Source organism: Geminicoccus harenae, assembly GCF_019800005.1.
GTDB lineage: Bacteria > Pseudomonadota > Alphaproteobacteria > Geminicoccales > Geminicoccaceae > Geminicoccus > Geminicoccus harenae.
This window is the reverse complement of sequence record NZ_JABGCL010000068.1, coordinates 1-9,248: the sequence shown is the minus strand read 5'-3', so window position 1 is coordinate 9,248 and position 9,248 is coordinate 1. Positions and strand designations below refer to the sequence as shown.

Genomic DNA, 9,248 nt, shown 5'->3' with positions numbered 1-9,248 from the left:
TCTCTCGGGTCCACATCCCGAGCTTCCACCACAGCCGTTCTGGCTCAGCAACCCATTCTCAAACAGGCTCTTACGCCGCCGTGCGCAGCGTGAAGTCGACATGCACCGCATCGTAAGGAAATACGACCCGGCCACCGTCCCCGCGATCCAGGACTCCTGCATCGAGTAGCGCATGGACATCCCCATGCACCGCCTTCACGTCCCGCCCCACGCGACGCGCCACCTCGCGGATCGACATGGCTCCCTGTCCGGTCATGGCCTGGAGCAGTTCCCAGCGCTTGGCCGTCAGGACCTTCCACAGGAGTTCGACGGAGGCGAAAGCGATGTGGTGGCCCTGCGCCTCGCCACGGAATGCCGCCGCCAGCCGCTCCCTGCCCTGCTCGACCGATGCAAGCCCAAGCGTCAGCGTGGTCACTGGCGGTTCCTCCATGCTTCGACGTCCGCCCAGAAATCCGCCTGCAGCTCGTCCAGGCCGCGGAAACGGTAGAGCACCTCGACGTCGCCCAGATGCTTGTGGTCGCCCTTGCCGGCCTCGTTGTCGTAGCGCAGCACGCAGTTCCCATCTGCGACCAGCGCCAGCCGGTACTTGAAGCCGTGCCTGCTGCCGCGCACCGGCTCCGGCACCTGCCAGACCACCGCCTCGACAAAGGCGGTCTCCGTCAGCACCAGGCGCATGCGCAGGAGCAGGGTTGCCTTCATGTTGGATGTGACGCCGGCATGTTGGAGATGGTACCAACAGCCCTTCCGTTGTCAATCACTCCAACAACATCGGAGCGACATGGCCCCGGGTGCTCCTGCCGCACAGCCCGGCTTGTGCCGTCTGCCTACCGGACCGAACACCCCGGATACCCGTTCGCCTTCATGAACTGCTTGGCCTCCACCCACCAGTCCATGTCCTTCTCCCACCTGGCCCGCTTGTGGCCGGACCCGTCCTCCCCGAGCGTTCCCCAGATCACCACGCCATCCGCCCCCAGCCGCTTCAGCGTATCCAGCTGCGTCCGGAACACCCCCTTGCCCAGCAGCTTCTTGCGGATCTTCGGGTCGCTGGCCCGGTCGTGGTATTGCGGCCAGAGATAGGGATAGACCGGTTTCTTGCCGATCTTCGGCTGCCAGTCCTTCCGGATCAGCCGCATGATCCCCTCGGCGCGGGCGACCCAGCCCTTGCTGCCGGTTTCCCGGTAGCGGGTGTACATCTGCGGGAACAGGACCGCGCTGGCCGCCGCGATCCGCATGGCGAACGTGTTGGTGGCGAGGTTGCTCGCGACCTGGGAGCGGCCGGTGATGTAGCCGAAATAGTCGTTGATCGGCGCCTGACCGAAATAGCCCAGCAGCGTACCCTTGGCCTTGATGGCGGGCTGGCTGCGCAGGTGGGTCATCAGCCGCGTGTACTGGTCGGCCTTGCGCGCCGCGGCCGGGTCGGCCAGCTTGATCATCCAGCCCTGCTTCTCGACGTTGAGCGCCACCAGCTTGTTGGCCGGGGTGGCGTCCGCGATCTTCCGCGTCGCGGCCTTGAGCGGCGCGCCTGCCAGGTCCAGGGGCTGATGGTAGCGCGGCATGGTGCTGCCGAAGATCATCGATTCCGTGATCAGCGGCACCTGCTCGATCCCGCAGGCGGCCAGTTGCGCCGCGGTGGGCGCCTTGGCCGTGACGCCGTTCGTCCAGTTCATCTGCCAGTAGATCTTGAAGGCCGGTGCCTTCTGGCTGGCCTGCACGGGCGAAAGGCCGAGAAAGCCGAGGCAGAGAGCGCCCGAGCAGGCGACGGCACCAAGGCCACGGGCATGTTTCCGGATCAACCTGAGCATCCGCCTCCCCTTTCTACATTATGATGCCGCCATTCATGCATTGTCGGCGGTCAGGAACTTCAAACCCGTTCAACCATTGTTTCCGGTCATGGTTGCCGTCGGGCTGCCGAATGCGGCCGTCGAACCAAGGCACTGTGTCCTTCCGGCACCACCTTCGGCCTGGACCGCCTCGACGTCCGGCCGTCCGGGCCGCTATGGACCTCTGCGCCCGGCCGGTCCCGGCCCTGCCCAGCGAGAGGCCCTCGATGTTCCAGTTCGCGTCCCGCCCCGTCGCCATCACCGGTGCCGGCGGCGGCATCGGCCGGCGCCTGGTCGCCCGGTTCGTCGAGGCCGGTGCGGCCGTGATCGCCTTCGACCGCACGCCCGAGATGCTGGCCGACCTGCCCGGCATCGCGTTCTCCGCCGCCTTCCAGATGGGCGACCGCGCGGGCGCCGAGGCCGCGATCGCGGCGGCCAGCGCGGCGGTGGGGCCCATCAAGGTGCTGGTCAACAACGCGGGGGGTGCCCGCGCCGAGACGCTGACCGACATGACCCACGAGAAATGGGACGAGGAGGTCGCCCTCAACCTGACCGGCACCTTCCAGGTGACCACCCCGGTCCTGGCCGCCATGCGCGAGACGGGCGGCGGCTCGATCGTCACGATCGGCACGGTCAACGCGCTCATGCATTTCGGCAATCCCGGCTATGCTGCGGCCAAGGCTGGCCTCGTCGCCTACACCAAGGCGATCGCCACCGAGCAGGGCCGCTTCGGCATCCGCGCCAACATCGTCTGCCCGGGCTCGACCCGCACGCCCGCCTGGAACCGCCGCATCGAGAAGGACCCGACCATCGTCGAGCGCCTGGGCCGGCACTACCCGATCGGCCGCATGGTCGAGCCCGACGAGGTCGCCAGCGCCGTCCTGTTCCTGGCCTCCGACCTGGCATCCGGCATCAGCGGCGCCGTCCTCCCGGTCGATGGCGGCCTGATGGCCGGCATGAAGGCGATGACCGAGGTGATCACCTCCGAAACCTTCTGAGCCGGCCCCGCCTTCCCTTCGTCATGGCCGGCCTCTGAGCCGGCCTCCGGGGCATGGGACTACAGGCCTGTTCATGCTATCCTGTGCCGTCCGCCCCGCAGGATGCCTTCAACGACGCGCGACACCGAACTTGAAAACGCGTTTTTGCACAAACGAACCCGAGAACGGCAGAAACCCTTGCCGTTTTAACCACATAGCAAAATCGGGTTGGTGCGTGTCGGGCGACAGGAACCACCGGGAACGGAGCCGGCCCCCGCTCTCTCCCGTCATCCCCCGCGCAGGCGGGGGATCAACCGTGGACGGCTTGCGCCAGTGGATCCCCCGCCCGCGCGGGGGATGACATCAGGAAAGGAAGAGGCGAGCCTCAGCCGCCCTTCGCCTGCTCCGGGAACATCGCGACCAGGCTTTCCTCCTTCGCCGCCGCCACGCCGCGCTCGGTGATCAGCCCGGTCACATAGCGCGCCGGCGTCACGTCGAACGCCCAGTTGCCGCCGGGGCTGCCGGGATTGGTGATCTGCACCGTGTGCAGCTTGCCCAGGGCATCGCGCCCGGTCACATGGGTGAGCTCGCGGTCCGCCCGCTGCTCGATCGGGATCTCCTTCACCCCGTCCCGGATCCGCCAGTCGATCGTGGTCGACGGCAGGGCCACGTAGAACGGCACCTCGTTCGCATCGGCCGCCAGCGCCTTGAGATAGGTGCCGATCTTGTTGGCGACGTCGCCGGTCCGCGTCGTGCGGTCGGTGCCGACGATGCACAGATCCACCTGGCCGTGCTGCATCAGATGCCCGCCGACATTGTCGGCGATGATGGTGTGCGGCACCTCCTCGTGCAGCAACTCGTACGCGGTGAGCGAGGCGCCCTGGTTGCGCGGCCGGGTCTCGTCGACCCAGACATGCAGGTCGATCCCCTCCTCGCGCGCCGCATAGACCGGTGCCGTGGCGGTACCGCGGTCGATCGTGGCGAGCCAGCCGGCATTGCAGTGGGTGAGCACGTTGACCGGCCCACCGCCCTTGCGCTTCGCCACCTCGCGGATCAGGTCCAGCCCGTGCCGGCCGATCGCCGCACAGATCTCCACATCCTCGTCGCAGATCGCCGCCGCCTCGGCAAACGCCCGGTCCACCCGCCCGGACCGCGCCTCGGCCAGCAGTACCGCGCGCATCCGCTCCAGCCCCCAGCGCAGGTTCACCGCAGTGGGCCGAGTGCGCATCAGCCGCTGGTAGGCCTGCTCCACGCCCGCATCGGACGGGTCGGCCAGCATCGCCAGCGCCATGCCATAGGCGGCGGTCCCGCCGATCAGCGGCGCCCCGCGCACCAGCATGGTCTCGATCGCCGCCGCCGCGGCCTCCAGGTCGGGCAGGTCCGCCACCACGAACTCGTGGGGCAGCCGGGTCTGGTCGATCACCCGGACCTTGCGGTCCGCCTCGGTCCAGATGGTGCGGTAGGGACGCCCCTCGATGCGCATGTCGTTTGTGCCACTTTCTCGGCCGCTGGATACGGGCGGCATGTGGGGATGGCAACGGCGTGGTTGCAAGCCGGACTATGGTCATATTATAGGAATATCAACCTCAACACCCGCAGCCGAGGAACTCCGTCATGATCACCCTCCGCTTCACCGACCGCGGCCCCGAGGTCCGGCGCATGCAGGAGCGCCTGAACCTGCGCGGCTTCCGCCCTGGCCCCGCCGACGGGATCTTCGGTGCCGCCACCGAAGCGGCGCTGATCGCCTTCCAGCGCGCCCAGGGCCTGTTGCCCGACGGCGTCTATGGGCTGAAGACGCGGCTGCGCCTGGACCCGGCCGGGATCCTGCACAAGACCGAGCCCTGCCTTTTCCTCTCCGCCGAGCTGGTGGCGAAGATGTTCCCGGCCACCCCGGTCGGCAATATCGCCCGCTTCCTCCCGCTCGTCCTGACGGCGCTCAAGGCCTCCGGCATCGCCGACAAGCCCATGATCCTGACGGCACTGGCCACGATCCGCGCCGAGACCGAAGGCTTCCTGCCGATCGAGGAGCGGGTGTCGCGCTTCAACACCTCGCCTGGCGGCAAGCCCTTCGACCTCTACGACCACCGCGCGGATCTCGGCAATCGCGGCCGGCCCGACGGCGAGCGCTATCGCGGCCGCGGCTTCGTCCAGCTGACCGGCCGGGCCAACTACACGACGATCGGCAAGGCGCTGGGCATGGGCCTGGCCCTGGTCCAGGACCCCGCAAGGGCCCTGGAGCCCGAGACCGCGGCGAAAATCCTCGCTGCCTTCCTCCAGCCCCACGAGCGGGAGATCAAGGAGGCCGTGCTGGACGGCGACCTCCTGCGCATCCGCCGGCTGGTGAACGGCGGCAGCCACGGCTTCGGCCGCTTCGCCGACGCCTTTTTGCACGGCTTCCGCCTGATCGACGACCCGGTCTGGCCGGCGGGCGAGCTGGACGCCGCGATCCGCGCCCGCCCGGACCTGCGCTCGGCCTGAACCAGCCTGCTGTAGAAAGGAACCCGGCCCTCCCGGTCTCGTTCCCCGGTCCAACTGGAGGGAACGACCATGCCCAAGATCGACCAGGCCCGCATCCTGATCATGGCCACGGACGGCTTCGAGCAGTCCGAACTGGTCGTGCCGCGCGACAAGCTGCGCGCGGCCGGCGCCAGGGTCGAGATCGCCTCCCCGTCCGGCCAGGAGATCCGCGGCTGGGACGAGACCGACTGGGGCGAGACGGTCCCGGTCGACCTCTCGATCGACCAGGCCAAGGTCGACAATTACGACGCCCTGGTGCTCCCGGGCGGCCAGATCAACCCGGACAAGCTGCGCACCGAGCCCAAGGCGGTGGACCTGATCAGACAGTTCCTCTCGTCCGGCAAGATGGTGGCCGCGATCTGCCACGGCCCCTGGTTGCTGGTCGAGGTCGACGCCCTGCGCGGCCGCAAGGTCACCTCGTTCCAGTCGATCAAGACCGACGTCGCCAATGCCGGCGGCAACTGGGTCGACCAGGAGGTGGTGGTCGACCAGGGCATCATCACCAGCCGCTCGCCGGAGGACCTGGACGCCTTCGTCGGCAAGATCGTCGAGGAAGTGCAGGAAGGCCGCCACCAGCGCGCCGCCTGAACTTCCCGAAGCCGGCCGGCCCGAGGCCCGGCTAGACCCAGCGGATCAACACCACCCCGCCCGCCAGCATCGCCACGCCGATCAGGCGCGGCAGGTCGATGGGGTGGCCCGGCACGCCCAGCAGGGCGAAATGGTCGATCAGGATCGAGGCGATCAGCTGGCCGGCGATGAAGATCGCCACCGTGGTCGCCGCCCCCAGCCTAGGCGTGGCCATCAGCGCCGCCAGCACATAGAGCGCCCCGATGATCCCGCCGATCCACATCCACCAGGGCCCCGCCAGGAGCTCGCGCAGATTGGGCGCCGGCAGCCGCCCCGCCACCACCAGCACCGCCATCAGGCAGGTGCTGACGAACACCGAGATCAGGGCTCCGTAGATCGGGTGCCCGGCCCGCGAGGCCACCTGGGCGTTGAGCAGGGGCTGCATCGAGATCCCGGCCCCCATGACCGCGATCCACGCCCCCAGCAGAAACTGAATCAAGCCGCACTCTCCGAACCGGCACCCTCGCCTAGCATGGCCGCTGCCGCTAGAGTGCGCCAGCCGCGCCCTTAGCTCAGCGGATAGAGCAACCGCCTTCTAAGCGGTAGGTCGCAGGTTCGATCCCTGCAGGGCGCGCCATTTCCGAAAAAGTGAGAACCGAAGGTACGGTACTGCCGGGCCCTTCGGCAGCAGTCCAGTCTAGTGCTATGCTTAGGCCACCTTCCTGGAAGGACGAGCTATGGGCCAAGTTCTTCACGCCCACGCCACCACAACAGAGACAGTGCGTCGCGCGATCCAAGCTAGGCTCTGACCCCAATCAGGCTCTTGCTTGCTGTATGATCGCCCTCCCGTGGCAGTCACCTGTGGGGCTGATCTTGCCCCTACTTGCCCCCGTTCATAACCAGAGCCCGTTCTGGTTCTGGCCCTGTCTGGACCGGGCTGCGAACTGGTTCGGGGTGAGGCCGCCCAGGCTCGTGTGCGGCCGGTGGAGATTGTAGTCGATGCGCCACGCCTCGACGAGGCGACGCGCTGCCGGCAGGCCGGCGAAAACGTGCTCATTCAGGCACTCGTTGCAGAAGCGTCCGTTCAGACTCTCGACGAAGCCGTTCTGCTGCGGCTTGCCCGGCGGGATGTAGTGCCGCGCTCCTGCTGCCAGTGCAGGATCGCGTGGGAGGTCAGCTCGGTGCCGTTGTCGGAGACGATCATCAGCGGCCGGCCGCGGTACTCGATCAGGCGATCGAGTTCGCGCACCACCCGCCGGCCCGAGAGCGAGGTGCCGGCGACCAGCGCGAGGCGCTCGCGGATGTGGTCGTCCACGATGACGAGCAGGCGGAAGCGCCGGCCATCGGAAAGCACGTCGGAGACGAAGTCGAGCGACCAGCGCTCGTTCGGCCCTTGCGGCAACGTCATCGGCGCCCGCGTGCCCAGCGGACGTTTGCGCCCGCCGTGCCGCCGGACCGTCAGCCGCTCCTCCCGATAGAGGCGGAACAGCTTCTTGTGGTTGAGGTGCACGCCCTCGCGGCACAGCAGGATCAACAAGCGCCGGTAGCCCAACCGGCGTCGCTGACGTGCCAAGCTGCGCAGACGTGTCCGCACGCCCACGTCGTCGGGCCGCGTAGAAGTGTAGCGGTACGTCTTCGGCGCCAAGCCGATCAGCCCGCAGGCCCGGCGCTGCGAGTAGCTCTTTTCCTCGATCGCCCAAGTCACGGCCATTCTCCGTGCGCCAGGCGTTAGAAGTCTTTCCCTAGAGCATTTCAGGTTTAGTTAGCTACATATCCAGCATTTTTGAGGTAGTTGGCGCATTCGGTGGCGCTGAAGGAAGCGAGCAGATGACCAATGGTGCTCCAGAGGGTGTCACGGCGTCGGGCGGCGGCGTGACGCAGGAGGGTCTTGAGCTTGGCGAATAACTGCTCGCCTTCCGGTCCTGCTGGACCGGTCCCTTGCAGGGTGCGGATGATCCGGCTGCTGCCGGATCATGGATTGAGGTCGGGTGAGTAGGGCGGCAGCCCCGGGTCCGGCGCCGCCGGCCCGAGGCCAGGGTCCGAGGATGCTGGCGCCGGCAGCGGCGATGGCCTCCCGGACGCCGGCTACCTTGTGAGCGGCGAGATTGTCCATCACCACCACATCGCCAGGTGTGAGAACAGGTATGAGCACTTGCTCGACATAAGCCCGAAAGGTCGGGCCGGTCATGGCGCCATCCAGGACGAGCGGTGCGATGATGCCGCTGGAGCGCAGGCCAGCGAGGAAGGTGGTGATCTTCCAGTGGCCATCGGGCAAAGCCCGATCCCCCGGAGGGACATGTCGCAAAGCGGCATGAAGGCGGGGTGGCATCCACCAGACGCTGGCCTTTCGGCCACCAACCATACCGGCTGACCATGTTCGTGCTGGCGCTGGTCTCATCCAGAAACACGAAGGCGGCAGGGTCGAGATGGCGCTGCCAGATCCGCCAGCGTTGCCGATGCCTGGCCACGTCCGGCCGATCCTGCTCGAGCGCCCTCAGCGTCTTTTTTTGTGCGACAGCCCAAACCGGCGCAGGGTCGACCAGATCGTCGTCAACGAGCCCGCCTCGATGCCACGGCGGACCAGCTCGGCCTGGATCCTTGCCAGGGTGATGCCCTTATGGCCGGTCACCAGTGCCCGCAGCAGATCCTCGTGCCCGGTCAGCAAGGGCTTGCGATAGCCGCCGATCTTGGCTGGCTGGATGCTCCCGGTCGCCCGCACCCGCCGCATCAGCCGATGCACCGCTGTCGGGCTCACCGCAAAACGGGCCGCCGCCTGACGGGCCGAGGTACCGGCTTCAATCGCCTGCACCAGCCGCCGACGCAGATCCTGGGACAAAGGTGCCGCCATCGCTGCCGCCTCCACTCTGATCGTGAAAGCTCCAGCGAAACTCGCACTCGTGCAAACATAAAATGCTTTAGCGCCTCGCGTAGCGTCGCCACATCGAGCATGGCCTCGGCTAGTAGCTTCTTGAGCTTGCGGTTCTCCTCGTCGAGCGCCTTCAGGCGACGGGCAGCAGAAACCTCCATGCCGCCGTAGCGCGAGCGCCAAGTGTAGAAGGTCGCGTCGCTGATGCCGTGGCGGCGGCAGACCTCGACGACCGGCCAGCCCGACCTGCTGCTCCTTGAGGATCCCAATGATCTGCTCCTCGCTGAACCGGCTTTTCTTCATCATCCGTCTCCTGATCGACGGACTCTAGCTACGAAGAGGGCTGACCTTGCCCCCTGAAATGCCTTCGGTCTGAAGCTAGGGTCCGTCGATCAGGAGACGGACGATGAAGAAGAGCCGGTTCAGCGAAGAGCAGATCATCGGGATCCTGAAGGAGGGTCAGGCCGGGCTGCCGGTTGCCGAGATCTGCCGGAAGCACGG

The 9,248-nt window shown here is 67.4% G+C and carries 9 protein-coding genes, 1 tRNA gene and 3 pseudogenes; 5 read left to right on the top strand and 8 right to left on the bottom strand.

The window, feature by feature from the left end:
- Window positions 1-70: 70 nt before the first annotated feature.
- The 3 genes from HLA95_RS25975 to HLA95_RS25965 form a co-directional block, all read right to left on the bottom strand.
- A complete protein-coding gene (locus HLA95_RS25975; RefSeq protein ID WP_191061967.1) occupies window positions 71-415 on the bottom strand; it encodes an HVO_A0114 family putative DNA-binding protein in 345 nt (114 codons plus the stop codon).
- Window positions 412-699 carry a toxin-antitoxin system TumE family protein gene (locus HLA95_RS25970; RefSeq protein ID WP_191061968.1) on the bottom strand — a complete coding sequence of 96 codons (288 nt, stop codon included), beginning with the start codon at window positions 697-699 and terminating at the stop codon, window positions 412-414. Before HLA95_RS25970 ends, HLA95_RS25975 begins: the two co-directional genes overlap by 4 nt.
- A 125-nt stretch (window positions 700-824) precedes the next feature.
- On the bottom strand, window positions 825-1,793 hold the full coding sequence (locus tag HLA95_RS25965) for a hypothetical protein (protein WP_222184989.1): 969 nt from the start codon (window positions 1,791-1,793) through the stop codon (window positions 825-827).
- A 254-nt stretch (window positions 1,794-2,047) separates the two neighbouring features.
- Between HLA95_RS25965 and HLA95_RS25960 the strand changes: the two genes are divergently transcribed.
- The gene (locus HLA95_RS25960) at window positions 2,048-2,818 is read left to right on the top strand and encodes an SDR family oxidoreductase (protein ID WP_222184987.1); all 771 of its coding nucleotides are present in this window, start codon (window positions 2,048-2,050) and stop codon (window positions 2,816-2,818) included.
- Between the two features lie 364 nt (window positions 2,819-3,182).
- Here HLA95_RS25960 and mtnA read toward each other — a convergent pair whose 3' ends face one another.
- Complete coding sequence (gene mtnA, locus HLA95_RS25955; protein ID WP_191060117.1) at window positions 3,183-4,280, bottom strand: S-methyl-5-thioribose-1-phosphate isomerase; 1,098 nt, start codon at window positions 4,278-4,280, stop codon at window positions 3,183-3,185.
- A gap of 131 nt (window positions 4,281-4,411) precedes the next feature.
- Here mtnA and HLA95_RS28665 point away from each other — a divergent pair, with 131 nt between their 5' ends.
- Both HLA95_RS28665 and HLA95_RS25945 read left to right on the top strand, forming a co-directional pair.
- Complete coding sequence (locus HLA95_RS28665; protein WP_191060116.1) at window positions 4,412-5,275, top strand: peptidoglycan-binding protein; 864 nt, start codon at window positions 4,412-4,414, stop codon at window positions 5,273-5,275.
- 69 nt (window positions 5,276-5,344) lie between these two features.
- Window positions 5,345-5,902: a type 1 glutamine amidotransferase domain-containing protein gene (locus tag HLA95_RS25945; protein WP_191060115.1), complete on the top strand. Its 558-nt coding sequence runs from the start codon at window positions 5,345-5,347 to the stop codon at window positions 5,900-5,902.
- A gap of 31 nt (window positions 5,903-5,933) precedes the next feature.
- On the opposite strand, the gene HLA95_RS25940 is transcribed toward HLA95_RS25945, so the two are convergent.
- A complete protein-coding gene (locus HLA95_RS25940; RefSeq protein ID WP_191060114.1) occupies window positions 5,934-6,380 on the bottom strand; it encodes a DMT family transporter in 447 nt (148 codons plus the stop codon).
- A 62-nt stretch (window positions 6,381-6,442) separates the two neighbouring features.
- Here HLA95_RS25940 and HLA95_RS25935 point away from each other — a divergent pair.
- Window positions 6,443-6,518, top strand: a tRNA-Arg gene (locus HLA95_RS25935).
- Window positions 6,519-6,774: 256 nt separating this feature from the next.
- Here HLA95_RS25935 and HLA95_RS25930 read toward each other — a convergent pair.
- The 3 pseudogenes from HLA95_RS25930 to HLA95_RS25920 form a co-directional block, all read right to left on the bottom strand.
- Window positions 6,775-7,622, bottom strand: a pseudogene (locus HLA95_RS25930) (IS3 family transposase); the annotation flags it as partial.
- A 17-nt stretch (window positions 7,623-7,639) separates the two neighbouring features.
- Window positions 7,640-8,729, bottom strand: a pseudogene (locus HLA95_RS25925) (transposase).
- Between the two features lie 68 nt (window positions 8,730-8,797).
- Window positions 8,798-9,050: pseudogene (locus HLA95_RS25920) on the bottom strand (transposase); the annotation flags it as partial.
- 103 nt (window positions 9,051-9,153) lie between these two features.
- On the opposite strand from HLA95_RS25920, the gene HLA95_RS25915 reads away from it, so the two are divergent.
- The coding region (locus HLA95_RS25915) for a transposase (RefSeq protein WP_222183311.1) at window positions 9,154-9,248 on the top strand (95 nt) is incomplete at its 3' end.